Source organism: Phenylobacterium sp. (genome assembly GCF_965229015.1).
Lineage (GTDB): Bacteria > Pseudomonadota > Alphaproteobacteria > Caulobacterales > Caulobacteraceae > Phenylobacterium.
Genome location: NZ_CBDDIM010000001.1, coordinates 1371732 through 1390390, shown reverse-complemented (window position 1 = coordinate 1390390; position 18659 = coordinate 1371732). Strand labels below are relative to the sequence as shown.

The following is an 18659-nucleotide window of genomic DNA, read 5'->3' as shown; positions in this document are numbered from 1 at the left end:
CCGAGCTCGGCCATGGGGCCCGCGTCGGAAGAACCTGATCTCGTGCTTCGACCTTCCGATATTCTTGCCGGGGCTGTTACGCCGGGTTCATCCAGCGTCTTCGTGGTTGGAGCCTACGACAGCCGCATCACCTTCTACTCCCAGCAAGTGCGTGCACTCGAGCTTGTCCATGCTCTCCACGAACAGGGACGCCTTGCCAGCAATCCAAAGTGCGCCGTCATTGGCGGAGGGGCCGCTGGCGTGACCGCTGCGGCCGCACTTGCCTTGGTGTCCCAAGGGCCAGTCGACCTATATGAGAGTAATCCGGAAATGCTGGCGCTCCAAAGTGCGAGCACGCGACGCCGACTGGACCCGCATATCTACGACTGGCCTTCGCTCCATACGTCCGATCCTGTCGCAGGCTTGCCTATACTCGACTGGAAGACGGGAACAGCGCAATCGGTACGCAATGATGTCTTCATGGAATTCAACATGTTGGCACTCGCCTTGGGAGGCCGGCCTGCGCGCCTGACCCGCCACGCCGTTCAAGGAATAGCGGTTAACGCCCGGACGCTGGACCTCAGCTTCGAGCGCGACGCCCACGCTGACGACCTCCCTCAAGACATCAAGCCCAACCATCGGATCGATGACACAGCCTCGTATGACATTGTCGTGCTGGCGTTCGGGTTTGGTCTCGAGCCGCCCGTCGCGGCCGGCATTTCGATGCCTAGCTATTGGCTGGATGGCGGCGTTCCCGGCCCTGACATTCAGGGCAAAGCGACGCCGCGGTTCCTTGTCAGCGGCAACGGGGACGGCGGCCTGATCGACCTCGTGGCCGCAGGGACTGCCAATTTCGATCACCAAGGGATGATCGACCAGATCATCCATCAGCCTGGCATCGATCGTGTGCGTGCTGCACTCCTGGAGATTGATCGTGAGGCAAACGCGTTAGCCGTGGCGGGCCAGGGTTTTGACTTCATGAGCGCCTACGACACACGCATTATGCCAGCGTTGCAGCAAATCGGCCTTCCCGCGCGGGTCGGCCAGAGGCTTCGTCCCGGTGTGCAGTTGATTTTGCAGACCCTGGACCCGGAACCACTCTCGGTTGGCTCGGCGATCCTGAACCGCCTTGCGGCCTACTTGGTGATCCGGGCCTGTGACGCAAACGCCATTACCAATTTTCAACACGTCAATGGCCCAGCCTTGGCCCCGATTGGGGCCCCGGCGGCGCCCCCGTATCCAGCGCTTCACTGGTTTGAGTGTGGAGGCCAAGTGATCGGGGCGGACTCTGCGATCATCCGGCACGGGACGGCGCGGATCGCAGTTCGGACGCCATTCGAAAACCTGCTGCAGGATTTCGATGTCCGGCACCGCAAGTGGCGTGCGAAATACGCTGACGCACTCATGGTGCCGCAATTGTCGGCAGACGCGCGTGCCCTTTTTGGACGCGCCGCCCGCCGACAACAAATTCCGTCTGCACGATGGGCGGCGCGGGACGAAGAAGCTCATGCGCCACTGCGTATTGGTCTCGAGACTGAAGGTCCGAACCTGGTGTGGTCGGGAGACGTCGCGACGACTGACGTGGGGCAAATCTGGACCAGCAGCCAGGCACGTGCGGTGGAGTTGTATTGCCCACCGTTTCCGGGCGAGCTCGGCCCAGCGGCGGCGGCCGCCTTCCGGCTGGCGCTCCATTCTTCCCGTTTCACAATGTTCGGAAACGTCGGGGAGTGGGAAGCTTACGCGGTTCAGCGCTCCAGCGGTTCGCCCCACGCACGCCATCTGACGCCGCCGATACTTCGAGCGGGCGCGCCACAAGGGATCGCACACAGCCGCGAGCTCATGACCACGTCCAACCTCGCGACGGCACTACATCAGGCGTTGGATGCTTGGCTGCTTGCTGCTTTGGATGGGCGGATCATCGGCTTCACGACCGATGGAGCCGACCCTGGCTCCGTGGTGACGGTGCCCATGGCGGGCGATGTTCTTACACGTATGGCAGGGGTTTGGGCGGTTTGGCGCGGACAATTCCAGGCGTCGCCCGAACTCCTGAACCGCTTCCTGCGGCTAATGTTGTGCGCTCGGGACGACGAGGCAGCGCGCGATGAGGCGCAGATTCTACTTGGGCCCAAAAAGCTGGACTCGATCACGCGCGCTGTCGTCGTATGCTTGGCAATCGCTTCCGGGTGGACAGAGCTTGGACCGGTCGCGGATCCACCAGGCAATCTGACCCTTGCACGCGCCACTGGCGCACCCTGGTCGGGTCACGCCTGCGGCGCCGACCTGATTGACCGCGAGCCACTCCAGTTGGCCGCCGCACGTTATATGTGGCGGACTGAATTTGTGGTTTTGCCCATGATCGACACGCCCCTTGAAGCGATGCTTCGCGCGGATGTGGCCTTAGCCGATGTCGGCGCAGAGCAGCCTAGCCTCAGCGAAGCCGAGCATGCGACGAGCATCATGCTAAGCACCGACCCTGCTTTCCGGCTCGCCGCTCGAACAAGTCTGGCCGCCCTTGCGGCGCATTTGGCGCAGGCTGAAGTGTCATACTTCACTCGTCTTCGACGGGATGTTCAGGAGGCTCAAGCGTGACCGGCATGACGTCCTCATCACCACTAGAGGAACTGAATGAACTGGCGGCGCGGCTCGCGGCGGCTGCGGAAAGCGTTGGATTCTCGCCTGTCGCGGCCGTCGAGCTCGAACGCGATGTCTTCAAGGGCGGAGAGGGCACGGATGTCGCTCGCCTCCCAGCAACGGACCTGCCGGATACGGTCAGAGCGCTCTCATTCGGCCGCTATATGTTCATCCTGGGGTTACTACCAGTAGAGCCGTCGCCCGCGAGCATCGCGGACTGCGTGCGCCGCTTTCGCAATCAATGCGTCGTTGCGCGATCGTATCTCACGCCGAACCAAGCCCTGGACCTGCAAGGCTTGCTGATGGGCCCTCGCGCGAGCGAGCCATCCGATGAATGGCGCGCGATGTCGCTCATGGTTGAGCGTGACGACCGCGTAGCCCGGAAGTTCGTCTGGCTCCGGCCGACGAACCCGGAGGGTGATGACATCAGCTTCGCAGACCTCTTAAAGCGCACCGTGCTCGCCCGGCCTTGGATCAGCGGCGCTACCTTCACCATGGCCGCCTTGGATAACCTCAATCGGGTGGCCGCGGAATCGCAGGCGGCTGTGCCGCGGGATACCGTCGACCGCTGGGTGAGCTTGTCTCTGACCGTGAAGGACGACCCGGATAAGCTAGTCGAAGAGTTGATCAAAGCCTGGAACGAGCGAGGATCGGCATGAGCCACCTCTACCTACAGTCGGTCGCCATCAAGGACTTCCGCACGTTCGGGGAGTTTTCGGTCGATATCCCTGCCGGCCCAGGCCTAACGCTCCTCACGGGAACCAACGGCCTCGGCAAAAGCAGCTTTTTCGACGCAATGGAGTGGGGGCTGACCGGCCGGGTCGCGCGCTTCCAGCGATATCTGACGAGTACGGCGGAAACCGAATACCTCCTCCGCCGAGGGGCCGATGGTCCTCACTCGGTGACCCTGGAGTTCAACGACGGCGCGCCAATCACCCGCGAAGGTGATGTTGGGCCTGCTGCCGAGCGCATCATCGATCTCCTGCGTCGTCCAGACTGGGGCGCTCAGATTCAGGACATCGGCACCTACCTCGCGTTCACCCATTTTTTGGGACAGGCTGAACCGCAGCGCTTCACGAGCCGAGAGAAGGGCGAGCAGTGGGCTTCTTTGAAGGGGCCCAGCGGAATTGAACGTCTTGAGGAAGTGCGGCGCGGCCTGCGGGGGCGCTCAACGCAGCTCGCCTTCACCCGCCGGTTCAACCAGGCACAAGCCGCTGTGAACGATGCCGAGCGCGCTCTGGCCCAGTGGCAGACATGGCAGGCACGACTGTCCAGATTGAAGGATGCTTCCAGTGCCGCCGGCGCACTATCCACTGCGGAGTTGGCCGACCGCCTCGCGGCCCTCGCGGTCGACCTCGAGGAAGCCGGCTGGCCGGTTCCAACAGCGGCTAGCAATGAGAGCCTGAGTGGTGCGCTTACCCGCCTGAAGGCCGTAATTGACAAGGCGCGGGTCGCGACGACCACGCGCCAAAGGGCGCTGCAGGCTCTTGCTGACCTGCCCGAACGGTTCGCAGCCCGAAGCGCGGCGGTCGGGGCGGCCGAAGAAGCATTAGTTGCTGCGGAATCCCAAAGGGCGGCCGATCGCGCGGCGGAAGGCGAGGCACAAGCAGCATTCGACCAGGCCTCGGAAAATCTAGCCGGGGCGGTCGCCGAAATGACGCGGGCGCAGGCCGAGCTTGATGCGCTGGATTCCGCCCGACAGGACCTCGAAGCGATTGATGCGCTGGCGGCCCGTCACACCTCGGCCACTGCAGACCAGGCTGCTCTCGTCGCGGCGCTTGCTGCCAAGCGTGTGGAAGTCGCTGGTCTTGAAGCGCTCATACCACCGCTCCGCGCGCTGATCGAAACTGCTCGACAGGCACGGACAGGAGCTGACGCCGCAGGTCAGCGGCTCGTTCAAGCTCGCGAGTGGGAGTCTCTGCAGCGACGTAGCGCGCTCAGCGCCGCAGAAGCTGATCGACTGGAGCAGTTGGCCGGCGCATCGAGGACGTCATTGACCACGCTGGTCCCAGTGCGAACGACTTTGACCGAGGAACATCGCGCATCGGCGATAGCGTTAGCCGCGGCGCGAGAGCGCGCGACCAGCATGGCTGTGGCTGTGGCCCAAGTGGCCAGTCATCTCCATGACAGCGACGAAAACTGTCCGGTCTGCCAGAGTCATTTCCCTCCCGGCATTCTTTCCGACCTCGCTCGACGGGCCGCCGCGGCACAGAGCGCGGACTTGGCCGCAGCGGAGGTCGACTACGCCAGATTGTCCACCGAGTTGGCGGCGAACGCGGCCTCCATCGGATCGGCAAATGCGGCTATTGCGGAGGCTGAGTCCGCCCGGCTCGCCGCAGAAGCAGACGGTGATGCGGCTCGGCATGCGCTCGAAGCGCTACAAATCCTGTTTCTAGTCGCAGATGATAATCTGATGGCTGCGGCCACCGCGGCTGACGCCGCGGCGAGTGCGGCAAGCGCGGCGGCGAATGCAAGCGCCAGAACAGCGGAAGGCGATCTGGCATCTGCGCTCAACGCTCATGGAGAGGCCAACGCTGAAGTCGGAAGCCTGATCACGCGATTGGAGGACGCGAGCGCAAGCCTTGCCGTGATAGTGGCAGAGCGGCGCAAGGCCGAGGAACGCGTGGCCTCTGGTCCCTATGCGGGGCTGACCCTGGTGGCATTGATCCCACGCATTCAGACCCAAACCAGTTTAGTCGCCTCCGCTATAGAGTTGCGCGACCAGCGGCAGGCTTCGGTCGATGGAGCCCGAGCGCACTTGGAAGCCGCGCGCCAGGCGGTGACGGGATCGGCCCAATCCTCGGCAGTCGCGGCGGCCTCGCTGCAATCTGAGCGAGACTCCGTCGCGGCGCTCGAAATCCGGTGGCGAGACGCCGGGCTTGCGCAGCCGATTTCCGCGAACACACTGGAGACTGCCGCCGACAGCGCCGCCAATGGTCTGTCGGATCTTGAGAGGTTCGAGGACCGTCGAAGTGAAATTGTCCAAGGAAGCGCTCAAGCTGATCGCGAGATCGACCTGCAGAGCCTGATTGTGGACATGGAAGCGGCGGGCGGCGCGGGTTCGACGGATGCGCCAAAGGCTCGCGAGGATTTCCTCACCACTCAAGTCGCTCAAGCGAGACAAGTTTTTCGCCAGACGCGCGACGCACGGATCGCGGTACGAAAAGTCTCTGAAAAGTTGCGTGACGAAGCCGATAAGTTTTCGACCCAATTCCTCGCGCCACTGAACGATCTCATTGGTGGATTCAACGAGGCTCTGCTCAGTGCGCCCGGTGACTCTGTGCGCTTTCAGGCCGACCATCGGGTCGACACCACGCACTTTGACATGGGTATGCAGTACCGAGACCCGCTGGAAGAAGCGCTCTACAACAACAACCTTCCGCCGCAGGTCTTCTTAAGCGAGGGCCAGCTTGCGGCGAATGGGTTCAGCATCTTATGCGCAGCGAGCACGGCGTATCCCTGGTCACGTTGGCGCTCGCTGCTCCTCGATGATCCGCTGCAGCACAACGACATCATCCATGCTGCAGCGTTCGTGGATTTGATGCGAAACCTCGTTGAAATCGAGGGTTACCAGCTGATCATGTCTAGCCACGACCGGGCGGAAGGCGACTTCATTGCACGTAAATTCGACGCAGCGGGCCTGCCCTGTAAGATCATCGCCCTCACCGCGCCGTCGAAATCCGGCGTGCGATACGAGCAACCTTCGCCGAATCTTGCTGCAGAGCGCTTGCTGGGCGAAGTAAGGGCGAAATCGGCCTAGCTCTTAGTGTGTGTTCGCAGGTCAGCGGCACTCTAGAAGGTGATGCTAGGGCCGACCAACAACCTTCGGAACGTCGCCTATAGCTTGCCACTACCGATGGGTAGCAGACCGATTTGAAATCACCTCGAAAGAAGTGAAGTCTTGCCGATGGCGTCAAGCGCATGCGCGATCCATGCCCGATATTCGGGGTCAGCACCTTCGATCTCGTCAGAGATGCAGATTTCGGTGAGATCGAAGTCGTCCGGCATCGAAAATGGCAATTCCCGCACCAGTAACGCTTTGACGACGTAGTCGTAACCGACGCTGTGGTCTTCGTGATACTCGATCGCGCACAGGCCGAAGCGCTCAGCGATCAGCGGGTCGATAATTGTGTAGATGAATTCCAGAGACAGCGCGCCGAGGTCCCTAATGTCCGGCGCGCAAAAGTGCTGGATGGCGTTTCGAGCCCGCCGCAGCCGCTCAAAGACCTCGAGGTTGGGGATGCGGATGCCCGTCGTCGCCCACAGCACTTGTGGTAGCTTTTCGAAGTCATGTGTCCGTCCCTTGGTCAACAGCGTCTGAAGGGCGAGTTCGTCTGATTTGTTGTCGTCGAGGCTGACAAGATCCTTGAAGATCAGCAGCGGGTGTTCGCTGGCAATGATTGCCTTTAAAAACAGCTCGCCGGCGTGGGCGGTGTTCAGAATGGACATCTGAGGCCAGTGCTCGCTGCCCGGGTCCATGAAGACCGCATGGGTGTTCGCCTGGGCCAAGGCAGCCGTGGCGAGGCCGAGGATTCGCGTGGGAATTCCGCTGAGTTCCGCGTTCATCTGGCCTGATCAGTCCTCGTCGCCGTCATCGCCGGGAGGTTGCGAATCGATCTTCGACTTCAACGTCGTTGGCCGATTGCGGTTGAGGCCGGCAGCAGTGAGGGTCGCGCGGTTCCGCATCCAGGCGTCGTTGATCAGGTCGCGCCATTGGAGGACCTCGATCTGGCCGCGATAGGCGTTGTTCAGCGGTCGTACACGGCCTTGGCCGTTCGACGTGGTCGCCCAATTTGAAAGCTGCTGTTCGAGATCACCGCAGATGTCAGCCACCACGTAACAATGGAAGATACAGTCATCGGCGACGCGCACCCGGGTGCGGTCGAAGGCCTCAATCTGCCCTCCCTTCAACTGCGAGAGATACTTGGTGATCTGCAGCTCAATGTTGTCCTCGGCCTTGGCGTAGGTTGTCCGGCCCGGCTTCTTGAACTCCACGATCATCATCGACCGCAGGGGCTCTGAGACATCCACCGACTCCGGATTGTCGACCTCGGTTACGCCAAGACCATAGGCGAGGTCCCAGACCAGCAGGTCGGGCCGATCTGCAGAGCCGCCGTCAGAAAGAACCGCATCAAGGCGCTTGTCCGAGGAGAAGGCCCTGGTGAAGGCAAGGCGCTCGTCGACTACCCAGAGGTCATGGGCACGGCTCTTCAACTCGGCGCTGTCATCGCCGATGACGCCCATCGGGCATATGAAGGCATGAAGCGTACGCTCAAGGTGGTGGTCATCCTCCTTGCCGTCGCGCGCCCGGATGCGCTTGATGAGCTTGTCCAACAGCTCCAGCGCCAGCTTACGGCGCACCACGTGCTGGGCGAGCGCCAGCTGTTCTGAAGTCTGAATTTCCTTGGCGGCGCTCTCGATGGAGGCCTCCAGATTGACTGGAATGGTTTCGAGATCGAGCGCCTCAATCATTTCCTGGAGCGCGTTCTGACGGCTCTCTTCGCGCCGGATCTGGTACTTGATCAGGCCCGAGGCAAAGTCCTCGGCGGCCTTGGCGTGGAATGGCACACGGTTCAGCTGGGTTTCGTCTGTGTCGAATCCGAAGGTGGGGTAGCGCTCGACAAAGTCCACATAGCTGTCGCGGCGTTCCTTGGCGAACTTGGCCACCTGATCCGGCAGAAGACGGTCCTTCACGATCTCCATACAGGCGCGGCTAACGTCCTTCAGCGTCTTTTCCGTCAGATTGAAGGCCGTCCGACCCTCGTTCACTCGGAGGTCGAGATACTCGCCTGAGACACAGCCGTGGAAGACTAGGTCCGCCTGTCCATCGCGCTCAAGGTTTTCGATGCCCAACAGGTTGTCCACCTTCCGCGTCTCCACGGTCCGGCCGTTGGCCTGGAGATGGAGTTGGTGGTGCCCTTCGAGCCCGGTGCTGGCTTCCGCCTGACAGGTGAAGCCGACGATCGTCAGTGTCCCGAACTCCTTGTGCTCAAACGTCGCATTCAAGGGCTCTCCAACTGTCAGGTCCGACACCGCCTTAGGATACTCGGTGAGGTCTCCATCGAGATCGACGAAGAGGCGTGGCCCGCCGCCAACGAGGAAGTCCGCGATGAAGTGGGCGCTGAAATAGCGGAGGAAAGTGTCGGACCGGCGTGGAAAGTGGTCAGAATACTCCTTGGTGCGAAGGCCCGTGAATTTGATGATCGTACCCTGATCTCCGCCCGCGGCCGGAACGCCTTCATGCCGCGAGACAACCTGTTCGAGGTTGTTGAGCACGAAGTCGAAGACTCTCCTCCTGACGGCGCCCGCCTCCTGGTAGGTGCTTTCAACCTGAATGCTGGAAAATGCATCGAGCCAGAACAGCCGGCCCACGCCTTTGCCGCCACGGGCCTGTTTGAAATCGGTGTCGATCTCACAGAATGCCCCATATCGTTTCGCGTCCAGGCCGATCCCGCCGTCGGCGACGACGATCTCGATGCTATCGGGGCTCGACAGATTGGTGACACGGATGTCAATCCGACCCCTCGCGACGTCCATGGCGAGCCGGTCTTCCAGCGCGAACATGGCGTTGCTCACCGCCTCGAATAACGGCTGCAAGCCCTGCGTTGCGTTGGACGGCTTGGGCAGCTTGCGGACGCGGTTTTCAATGTTGTTCGTCAGGGCGGGCATGAGGCATCGTTGCAGGCCTGCCTGCGTTAAGCAAAGGCGACGCTAGCGCTGGCTCAGTGTCCAGTGGAAGTCGCGAGAGCAGACCGTCAGGCGAACGCCTGATTGTCGGCTGCAAGCCAAGGTCCGGCAATGGCGCAAGGCAGAAGGTGCCGGTTCGAATTCTGTCGGGCTAGCCGAAACTCATCGCTTGAGCGATGCCTCGGCCGCCTGGGTCGCCCCATGGGTGTCGGCGTCCAGGAGCCGCTCGTAGAAATCCATGGCCTGGACCCGAAGCGCCCCGCCGCTGCGCTGCAGGGCGACCGCGATGGCGACCAGGTCGCGATCGCTCCCGAAACCGATCCGATTTCCGTTCGCGATCTGGTAGCCGTCGAAGATCCCCTCGGCCACCCGCAGCACCAGGTTCTCGAAACCAGGGTGCAGCAGCAACTCCTGCAGGCCGTCCGGAAAGCCGGCGCCGCGGCACGCGGCCAACAGGTCCGGATTGGCCAGGGCGTGGACCAGGATCTCCCGCGTGTGGGCGTCGGGCCGAAGGGCCTGGCGGGCGTTTAAGGCTGTGGCCAGCGCCACCGCATCGTCACCCTTGACGCTCGAAGCGATCGGCTCGAGCACCGCATGGGCTGCGGCCCTGAGACGGGGGTCGTCGTCCCGCCACGCCGCCGCCGCGCCGAAGATCGCGCCAAGGCGAGCAGGCCCCGGCTCGCCCCGGAACAAGGCCTCCGACAGGAGTAGGGCCTCGGTGTCTTCCGGATCCACCAGCCGGCCAGCCATGATGAATTCGCCGGCGAGGCGGTGGGTCCTGGGCTCGGGATCGGCGAGCCACGCCAGGACGATCTGGAGCCGCAGGTCGGACGGCAACATCTGGCGGTGGCGCCACAGGGCCCCGGCCACCTCCGCGGTGAAGGCTTCGGGATAGGCAGCCCAGATCGCCCGCAGCAGGGCCTGAGCGCGGTCGCGGTCAGCGTGGTAGAGCGCCCCGAAATACTTGGCCAAGAGCAAGGTCCAGACCTGCGGGTCCTCGGGCCGCGCCACGTGCCGCTCCAGAACCGAAACCCAGGCCTCCACATCAGCCGGCTCACGCCCCAGGACGCCCTTCGCGATAGCGTCTAGCAGGGTGTGATTGCCCTGGGGGAAGATCAGCGAGCCGCCGAGGCCACGCCCGAACAGCACCGCCTGCGGCGCCGTGTCGGGACGGGCGTTCCGCTCGCGATTGGCCTCGTCCTGGTTCCGCCGCCGGGTGACCCGATCGGCCATGACCTGCGGATCGGACTCGATCCAGGATTCCAGGCGAACGAGGTCGGGGTCCGCCAAGCCGCCCAGGCGCCCCGCTAGGGCTTGCAGTGCGAAGGCCGCGTCATGCCGCCAGCTTTGCGAGGCGAACCCGCAGCCCTCCAGTTCGTGGATCAGGGCCAGGAGGTCGGCGGCGGCGACCGTTTCGGCCTCACTGAGCTTCTGCACCAAGGCGCCGGCGGCCATCTCATGCCGCCCGGGACGGAACCGCGCGCGGACCAGGGCCATGGCCCGGGCGGGATGATCCTTGCCGAAGGCCGCGAAGGCCTGTGCAAGTTGGCTCACCCCGCCGACCAGGCCGCGGCGCCCGCGCTGAAGCCGCCGCTCGGTGTTGTCCGGCGTCAGGTCGATCATCCGGAACAGATCGTCATCCGTGGCGTTCGCCATCTGCAGATGCGACATCGGCGGGCCGACGAACGACGCCATCATCGCGCCGCGTCCATTTCCCAGCCGGGGCTGCTCGGCCAATTGTTCCTCCACCTGCCGCCGCCTGCGGGCGCCAAGCGCATCCGTCGGCAACAGGGCGAGGAGGGCGGCGCGTTCGGCCTCGGCATAGCGCCGCCAGTCCCGGCGCTGCTCGGCGTCTGTCGTCAGCCGAGCTTCCTCCCGATAGATATCCCAGGTCTCGATCGCATCCCGCACCCGCTCCAGCCGGGCCTTGTCGAGGTGGGCGGCGCAGGCCTTGAGCAGTTGCCGGGTCGACCAGCCCTCCACGATGTGGCCGACGCCCTCTTCGTCGTCGATGTGAGCCAGCCCGACCCGCAGGCGCCTGCGATCGGCGAGCAGCCAATCCGCCGCCGTCACGGCCACGGCTGGGCCGCCGGCCGCGAACCCTTCGGCCACCATGGCCTGGATGTCGTCGATCTCGATGGCGTGCAGGGACGCCGCCACCGTGCAGAACGCCTCCGACGCCGCCTCAGCCATGCGGTTCAAGGCGGCCTGGAGCGTGGTGTAGAGGCTGTCCGTTTCGCCGATGGCGCGCCATTCGAAGGGCAGGGACTGAGATCTCGGATACTGATCGCGCACCCCGCCCTCGGGGGTGACGGCGCGCTCGGCCTGCCGAAGGACCCAGGGCAGGACAACTGCTACGAAGGCGCCCGGGTCCGCCTCGGCGACCTTGTCGATCCCGTGCAGGGTGACGTCGACGCGGGCTTCGATCGCGAGATGGTCTAGATAGAGCCCCAGTAGGCCGGCCGCGTCGGCCGCCCGACCGGAGGCGGCCATGTCGGTGACGTAGTCGGAGATCGCGTAACCCTCGGGTGTGGCCCTTGCGAAATTTTCCGCGAGCCGCACGCGCACCCTGGGCGACCAGAGGCGGCCCCGCCAACAGATCTCGAATGCCTCGGCGTCGGCATCCGCCCCGGACCAGCCGGCCAGTAGGAGACGTTCAGCCTCAAGCGGGTCGATCGCCGCCTCGGCCACGGTCATTCCCACAGCGCTGTAGGCATAGTCCTGACGGCCGCGAAGACCCAGGATCCGCGGTTTTAGAGCCGCACGCCAGCCGGCCCAGATGGTGAGAAGGCGGCGCACCGCTCGCCGCGCCAGGATCGCGTCTTCGTCGACCAGACGCAGGACCCAGCCCTGTTCCCGCGGCGAGGGATCGGGCTGGGTGGCGATGAGGTCCACTGTCAAGTGGCGCAGATGCCGCCGTGTGCGGCCGTCGCCGAGCAGGAGGTCGATCGCATCGGCATAGGCCATCGGTTCAAGCGCCCGGAACCGCTCCAGAGCGCGCAGGATCGTGGCGCGGCCGAACAGACCATCCTGGCTGGACCAGGCATACTCGGCGAGCGCGCGTCCCGAGCGGAAGGCTCGAGCCTGGAAGTCATCGAGCCAACCCTGATGGGCGAAGCCCAGCTTGCGGTCCTGCCGGACCACCAGCTCGCACGCCTGAGCCCGACCGACCGCGTCCGGGAAATCCTGATCGAATCGATCGGCCGGCCGCCACAGGGTTTCGGTTTCGGTCATGTCCTCGGCCATGGCCTTCAACAGGTCCAGAACTCCCCGGCGTGCGGCCGCGTCACCCAGGGGCGCGGTCCGTAGCCATGCGTTCAACAGTTCGCCCTCGACCAGACGGTCGATGGGCTCGCCTCGGCGAGCCACCTCGACAAACAGCTTCAATTGGAAGGGGCGCCGCAGGGTTTCATGAAGGCCGACGGGCACATGCTCAGAGGGAACGCCCACTGCGTTCAGCAGGGCCGCGACGGCGTCCCAAGCGGGCAGGGACAGGATCACCTGCTTGGCGTCCAAGGCTTGGAAGCGGGCGTCGTATTGGGCTTCGAAAGGCCGAGACGAGACAATCACATGGACGGGGGGCGGATCGTCCTTTCCAGGTGTCCGCCACCGGGTCGCGAGCTGCAGCAGCAGGCGCATCCGCTGGGAGGAGCGGTCCATGATTTCGCTCACAGCGTCGAGTTGATCGATCACCAGCACGACGGGGCCGACCGCCGCCAGGGCCTCGATCTCCGCCGGCAGGTCGCCGATCATGCCCATCGAGCCGCCGATGTCGGTGAGGCTGCGGACCGACTCGTCCAGTTGGTCGGCCTTGAGAGCGAAGACCGTCAAGCCTTCCTCTTCCAGGAGGGCGGTCAATTCCGACAGCACCGCAGACTTTCCGGACCCCGCCGGACCGGTCAGAAGTGTAGTCCCGGCCGGCGCCTGCCGGATCCGCTCGCGCAGCGCCAAGACTTCCGGCCGGTTCAGGTGCAGACCGGCGATGGTCTTCTCCCAGGTCCGAAGGCCTTCCGATCCAGCTAGGGCATCCTTCCGCGCGGCCTTGAGGTCCACCTTCGGGTCCACCTGTGCGTCCATCAGCCGGCGCAGGCCCAACACCCCCAGGCGGGTCTCCTCGACGCCGAGGGCGGTGACGGCGGCGCGCCAGTGGGGGGAGGCGCTCAATCCTGACCGAACCGCCGCAACCAGGGCGGCAAAAGCCCGCTGTAGCCGCTCGGGCTCCAAACGGTAGAGGTCGCGCAGGACCTCATCCCGGTCGCGGCCCCGCAGTTGCGGCGTGATGAAGCGTGCGATGAAGGCCGCGGCTAGGTCCTCGGCGTCCAGGCCTCGGGTGGCGTCCTGGACCGCCACGACCAAATCCTGGGCCAGGACGTGCTTTACATATGCTTCCGACCGCAGGTCTCCGGCCAATTCCGGGGCGACAGAGACGGCGGCTTCCACCGCTCGGGCGCCGATCTCGCCCAGGTCCTGTTGCGCGCCGGCGTGCGTCCATCGCCCCTTGAGGCCCTTACCGGCGCTATCCCCCATCTTGCTGATCACCCAGCCGACGGCGCCGCTGACGATCATTCCGGAAAGGGGTTCAGGCATTGCAGGTGATCTCAACCAGACCGAGAGGCACGGCCTTTGGGGGCTATAGCATCTTTCTCGATTTGTTCACGGCGCGCGCCCTGGCGGCGGGCGCCACCCGCCTCCACGATTAGACGGGGACCGCGACTTGATCGCGGCGGCAGGTCTGGCGCCGGGGCTGGGTATGTGGACACGGACGCAATGTGCGCCAGCTTGGACGCGGCTCTGGGCTAGCGCGCACAAGGCCCGTAGCGCGAAGGGCTCATTTTAGCGGGCCGCCAAGCGACGCCTCAGCTCGGCAAGCCGGGGATCGGCGGTGAGGTCGGGGGCCTCGGACAGCTTCTCGACAAGGGCGGCAGACCCATAGGGCCAGTCGGACGCCGTGTCGGCGAGGATCGCCCAGATGAGGGTTAGCATGGCCGTCGGCTGGTCATCAAGTCGGCGGGATTCCTCGTTGTCGAGAGCGCCCAGGAACCAGGTGTCGGCTGTGACCGGCGTGAGATGCGGGACCAGCGCCTCGACGAGGGCGGAGAAGTCTCCGGGAAAAGAGATCGCGAATTCAGCCAGTTCGGCCGAGGTCTTGGGGGTCTTGACGACGCGTTGCCTGGGCCATGCTGAACGAAATAGCTCGAGCGCCTGGTCCCGCCAGTCGCCTTCGGGGCCTTCGCACCATCGTGCGAGATGCCACAGGACCTGACCGCGAAAACGGTCGCCGCCGGAGATCAGGCTCTCGCGCAATTCCATGTCGCTGATGCAGCGCTCTCCATCGGCGGTGTCGCGGCTCCCCCAGCCGGAGAGCAGCAGGCCGGCAAGGGCGCTGGTGTCGTCGTGATCCTGCCGGCTTTGTCGCGCGAGGCCGAGCATGCCGGGTTTCAGCCGCAGATAGAGCGCCAGGTTCGCAGCGCCGGCGCTGGTGAGGAAGCCGGACCAGAACGCATCCTGATCGTCAGCATCGCCTTGAAGACGTCCGAGTAGGTGCGCTTCCGTCCAGGCGGGGTCGAAATGAAAGAACCACACGATGTTGTAGAGCAGGTGAACCGCGGCAAACCGCCCAGCTTCGCCGCCCAGGCCGAGAAGCTCGGTCACCTTGCTTAGCCAGGCCGCCGGGAAGCCTTCGCCCTCGACGGGCAGGCGGGCCGGGTCGGCCATCAGGGCCTGGGCCAGATGCCCGCTCGGCGAGTTGAGGGCGGACATGCGCCAGTCGGGGCGGCTTGATCGGATGGCCGAGCCTCCGACCTCGGGGTGGGCCCGAAGCATCTCGATCAGCGCCGACCAGAGCCGATCCCGGGTCATTGGCGCCGCCAAGGCCAAGTCCGGCGAGACGGCCTTGAACCAGTCGGTGGCCGGGTAGGTGAGGGCGGCGAGGTGCTGGGGTGAAAGGCGCGCCAGCCGTTCGGCGATCTGCCGCCGCAGCCTGGGTCTTTGGTGCTCGGCGTCCGCGGACAGCAAGGTGCGCCAACCCCATTCGGAGACCCCGCCCTTGCGATCCGACATCACCAGGGCCTTCAAGAGCTTCGTGGGGCGGGCCAGGGCGAGGCCTTCCAGGGGACGGTGCTCGGTGAGATTTCCATGTTCGCGCCGGGTGAGGGTCTCGGCGGCGTCCAGCAGGGTCGCCGGGGCTTCGTCGACCAGGGCGGCGGCGTCGGTGTTGCGGACCACTCCACCGATCCGGCCTTCCAGGGATGCGGCGGCGTTGACCCCGCCGGCGGCGTTCCAGTCCGGAGCGTCCCGCCGCGAGCGATCCAGGGCTGGCTGGGTTTCGACGGTGAAGGCGCAGCCTTGCGCCTCCAACCAGGCGACACGATCGAGGATGGCATAACCCCGGCTTCGGCGGTGTTCACCGGGCGCCTCGCCTTCATATCGTGGGGGACCGCGCAGGATGCGCCGCTCGAGCGTGGCGCGAGATCCGGCTGGAAGTTCGGCCCATCGTGCGGCCAGGGTGAGCAGTAGGTCGCGTTGATGGCGGCTGCTCCAGAAGTGCTCGGGATCGAGGCCGAGGAGCGCACGTGCGGCTTGCGAGGCGGACATCAGGTCCGGTTGTCCCGCCGCCCAGATCTTCAGGCGCGAGAAAACCTTGTCGCCGGCGCGCCAGGCCGCGACCTCCCGACGCGCCGCCTCGACGTCGAGCATGGCGAGGCGCTGGACCAGCGAGATGTAGAAGAAGAACGGCGCGGCGATCCCATTGGAGCGTTCGAAACCGTCGCCTCTCATGTTCGGGTCGTGATGGATCGGGGGCAGGGCGATGTATTCGAACCCCATGGCCTCAATCTCGAGATCAACCCCCAGCTCAAGGGCGCGGCGTGGCCGTTGGCCGGGTCGTAGGGGATGGCCTGGACCCCCTTCGCGGCCCACAGGGCGCGGGCTTCATCGGGCGCGCCTTCCTGGAAGGCATAGAGGCCACCGCTGGTGCGTTCGCCGCCATTCAGCGCCTCCAGCAGATACTGCACGGGCGGATCGTCCGCCGTGTAGCCGACGAAGACGATCTGGCGGCGGCTAAGCATCGTCTGGATGAAGCTCGTGGCCCATCCGTCAGCGAGATAGGCGCGGCCGAAATCGGCGCTCGAGAGTACGAACTCGTCGTCGGAAGCCCCTGAATAGTCGGGATTTACGCGCCCATGAAGATGGACGATGCCGCGGAACTGCCGGTCGTGGCGCGGATCAGGGAGAAGCGGCGGGGCGTGCGCCTGGAGCGATGGATCGCAAGCTTCGAACAGGAGATCGAAGTTGGTCGTGACCAGGCGAACCTGGTGATCTGGGCCGCGCGCGAGATCGAGCATGATGCGATGGGCGGACAGGTCCACCTCGTCGTCGGGCTTCAGGGCGCGGGCGACCGCCTCGCGGACATCCGCCACCTCGAATTCCCGCTCCAACAGGGCGAAGACGCGGTCGGCGGGCAGCAGGCCGCCGACCCCGGCGATCCGGGTCTGCGCCGCCGCAGTCTCGATAAGCTTCCGGGCGGGGCTGTCGGAGGTCGAGCCGAGGTGCTCCACCACGTTGCGCGCCAGCCCATAGAAGTCCGAAAGGCCCGCCCGCGCCCTGGACACCCCGGCGCCGCAGAAGAACACGACCTGGCCCTCGTCACGGGCGATGAGCAGCGCGTCCGGCAGGGCGGGGCCGCCCGCATGGAAACGCATCACCAAGCCCTGATGATGGGAGACGTCCGGCCGCCACGTGACGCGTCGTGGCAGTCCCGGCCGAGGCTCGCGTTTGGCTGCCCTACCCGGTCGGGGGCGGGCGTCACAGGTCCACCCCTTCGAACGGGTTGGGGAAGACGCGACGGGCGATGAACAGGCCGATGATCGGGATGCCGGGGAAGCGGGCGGCCAGCACGGTCTTCATGGCGCGGAAGTGGGTGCCGGCGGTCAGCACATCGTCGAGGACGCCAATGCGGGTCGGGGCGGGCGCCGTCAGGGTCTCGTCGATGCGGTAGAGTTCCAGAAGCTCTTCGACGGTGACGCGGGGCCCGTCGCCGGCTTCGTGGGCGGTCGCCGTCGATCCCTCCTGGATCACCAGGTTGCGGACATCGAGGTTCGGGCGGATCAGGCGGGCGACCCGTTCCATCCGGGTGTCGAAATCGGGATGGCCGGGCGCCTTGGAGCCGGGGACCGGCACGATCGTCGCGGTGTCCAGCCAGGCCGGGTTGAGGGTGGCGCGCAGTTCATTGGCGCAGAGCTGAATGGCGCCGGCCTTGTAGTTCAGCTGGGCCTGGCTGCTGGTGGGCTTCTTCTTGAGATTGTTGATGCGGTCGTTGGTGGCGCTGAACGAGTAGTCGTGGCCGCTGGTGTACTCGTAGAGATAGAGGCACTCGTCATCGACGCCGAGGCGCGAGTGGTCGCCGCGCGTGCTCTCGTCGATCTTCGAGAGCCGGATCACGAATCAAGCGCGCCCCAGATGTCGTCATAGGACCGCACCCGAATTGCGCCCTCGGCCAGGAATTTGTGGGGCCAGGTGAGGCCGGGGCGCTCGAAGCAGGAGTCCAGGATGAACAGCTTGCGGCCCTGATAGAAGGCCGCCCGGGCCTGGGTGAGGGTGCCCGAGGTCTCGCCGGCCTCGACGATGATCGTGGCCTCGGTGAGCGCGCTCATGGTGACGTTGCGCTCGGGGAAGAACAGTCGGTTCTGCGGCACGGCTTGCCGCGCATAGCGCAAGACCGGAACTTGGCTGATCACCAGATGCTCCTGGGCGATCCGCGCCTGCAGGGCCGCGTTCGGCTTGGGGTAGGAGACGCCCAGCGGCGTGCCGATCACCGCAGCGGTGCGGCCGCCTTCGGCCAGGGCCGCGGTGTGAGCGGCGGTGTCGATCCCCTCGGCGAGGCCCGAGACCACGGTGAAATCGCGTTTGACCAGGGCGCGGGCGATCTGCTGGGCGCGCCTCACGCCATCTTCCGACGCCTTGCGGCTGCCGACGACGGCGACGCAACGCGTCTCGGTCAGTTCCCAGGCGCCTTGGTAATAGAGCATCTCCACCGGGTGGCGGGCGTCGCGCAGCTTCTTGGGATAGTCGCCGGCGTGGTTCAAGCGCACGCCGCACTGGTGCACGCCGGCCGCCTTCAGGGTGGCGAACACCTCGTCGGCGCAGGCGTCGGCCCGCGACGGCGGCACGAAATCGGAGGGCAGGGCGGTGGGGTCGGCGGCGAAACGGTCGGCGAGCGATTTGAAGGTCGCGCCCTGTTCGAGCCAGAGCGCCTCATAGGCGCCGAGTTCGCGCCGGGGGGAGATGGGCGCGAGCGCAGGGCCGTCATGGGATAGGGCGAGTTGCATGGGTCACCAGTCTTAAGCCTACCATCATCACGATTC

Annotated in this window: 10 protein-coding genes; 3 read left to right on the top strand and 7 right to left on the bottom strand. The window is 65.3% G+C overall.

The annotated features are described in order from the left end of the window. Nucleotides 1–12: 12 nt before the first annotated feature. Genes ACO06I_RS06940 through ACO06I_RS06930 form a run of 3 tightly spaced genes read left to right on the top strand, consistent with a single transcriptional unit; the run spans nucleotide 13 to nucleotide 6370 of the window. On the top strand, nucleotides 13–2568 hold the full coding sequence (locus ACO06I_RS06940) for an ABC-three component system protein (protein ID WP_421931849.1): 2556 nt from the start codon (nucleotides 13–15) through the stop codon (nucleotides 2566–2568). A 5-nt stretch (nucleotides 2569–2573) separates the two neighbouring features. Next, nucleotides 2574–3269: an ABC-three component system middle component 1 gene (locus tag ACO06I_RS06935; protein WP_421933605.1), complete on the top strand. Its 696-nt coding sequence runs from the start codon at nucleotides 2574–2576 to the stop codon at nucleotides 3267–3269. Further along, nucleotides 3266–6370, top strand: coding sequence for an AAA family ATPase (locus ACO06I_RS06930; RefSeq protein ID WP_421931848.1), 3105 nt, complete (start codon nucleotides 3266–3268; stop codon nucleotides 6368–6370). The genes ACO06I_RS06935 and ACO06I_RS06930 overlap by 4 nt, the downstream gene beginning before the upstream one ends. Nucleotides 6371–6489: 119 nt before the next feature. On the opposite strand, the gene ACO06I_RS06925 is transcribed toward ACO06I_RS06930, so the two are convergent. The 7 genes from ACO06I_RS06925 to ACO06I_RS06895 form a co-directional block, all read right to left on the bottom strand. After that, a complete protein-coding gene (locus ACO06I_RS06925) occupies nucleotides 6490–7176 on the bottom strand; it encodes a hypothetical protein (RefSeq protein ID WP_421931847.1) in 687 nt (228 codons plus the stop codon). A 9-nt stretch (nucleotides 7177–7185) separates the two neighbouring features. After that, nucleotides 7186–9279, bottom strand: a complete 2094-nt coding sequence (locus ACO06I_RS06920) for a hypothetical protein (protein WP_421931846.1) — start codon at nucleotides 9277–9279, stop codon at nucleotides 7186–7188. Between the two features lie 180 nt (nucleotides 9280–9459). Next, entirely contained in the window at nucleotides 9460–13884 is a 4425-nt protein-coding gene (locus ACO06I_RS06915; RefSeq protein ID WP_421931845.1) for an AAA family ATPase, read from the bottom strand. A 246-nt stretch (nucleotides 13885–14130) separates the two neighbouring features. Then, nucleotides 14131–16122, bottom strand: coding sequence for a hypothetical protein (locus ACO06I_RS06910; protein ID WP_421931844.1), 1992 nt, complete (start codon nucleotides 16120–16122; stop codon nucleotides 14131–14133). Continuing rightward, the gene (locus ACO06I_RS06905; protein ID WP_421931843.1) at nucleotides 16071–16997 is read right to left on the bottom strand and encodes an SIR2 family protein; all 927 of its coding nucleotides are present in this window, start codon (nucleotides 16995–16997) and stop codon (nucleotides 16071–16073) included. The genes ACO06I_RS06910 and ACO06I_RS06905 overlap by 52 nt, the downstream gene beginning before the upstream one ends. A gap of 103 nt (nucleotides 16998–17100) precedes the next feature. Beyond that, a complete protein-coding gene (locus tag ACO06I_RS06900) occupies nucleotides 17101–17736 on the bottom strand; it encodes a hypothetical protein (RefSeq protein WP_421931842.1) in 636 nt (211 codons plus the stop codon). Beyond that, the gene (locus ACO06I_RS06895; RefSeq protein WP_421931841.1) at nucleotides 17733–18623 is read right to left on the bottom strand and encodes a DNA-processing protein DprA; all 891 of its coding nucleotides are present in this window, start codon (nucleotides 18621–18623) and stop codon (nucleotides 17733–17735) included. The genes ACO06I_RS06900 and ACO06I_RS06895 overlap by 4 nt, the downstream gene beginning before the upstream one ends. Between the last annotated feature and the right edge of the window lie 36 nt (nucleotides 18624–18659).

What these genes read in the sequence shown, in the direction of transcription:
- ACO06I_RS06940 (WP_421931849.1), top strand. Translation starts at nt 13, where the DNA reads ATGGGGCCCGCGTCGGAAGAACCTGATCTCGTGCTTCGACCTTCCGAT.
- ACO06I_RS06935 (WP_421933605.1), top strand. Translation starts at nt 2,574, where the DNA reads ATGACGTCCTCATCACCACTAGAGGAACTGAATGAACTGGCGGCGCGG.
- ACO06I_RS06930 (WP_421931848.1), top strand. Translation starts at nt 3,266, where the DNA reads ATGAGCCACCTCTACCTACAGTCGGTCGCCATCAAGGACTTCCGCACG.
- ACO06I_RS06925 (WP_421931847.1), bottom strand. Translation starts at nt 7,176, where the DNA reads ATGAACGCGGAACTCAGCGGAATTCCCACGCGAATCCTCGGCCTCGCC.
- ACO06I_RS06920 (WP_421931846.1), bottom strand. Translation starts at nt 9,279, where the DNA reads ATGCCCGCCCTGACGAACAACATTGAAAACCGCGTCCGCAAGCTGCCC.
- ACO06I_RS06915 (WP_421931845.1), bottom strand. Translation starts at nt 13,884, where the DNA reads ATGCCTGAACCCCTTTCCGGAATGATCGTCAGCGGCGCCGTCGGCTGG.
- ACO06I_RS06910 (WP_421931844.1), bottom strand. Translation starts at nt 16,122, where the DNA reads ATGGGGTTCGAATACATCGCCCTGCCCCCGATCCATCACGACCCGAAC.
- ACO06I_RS06905 (WP_421931843.1), bottom strand. Translation starts at nt 16,997, where the DNA reads ATGCGTTTCCATGCGGGCGGCCCCGCCCTGCCGGACGCGCTGCTCATC.
- ACO06I_RS06895 (WP_421931841.1), bottom strand. Translation starts at nt 18,623, where the DNA reads ATGCAACTCGCCCTATCCCATGACGGCCCTGCGCTCGCGCCCATCTCC.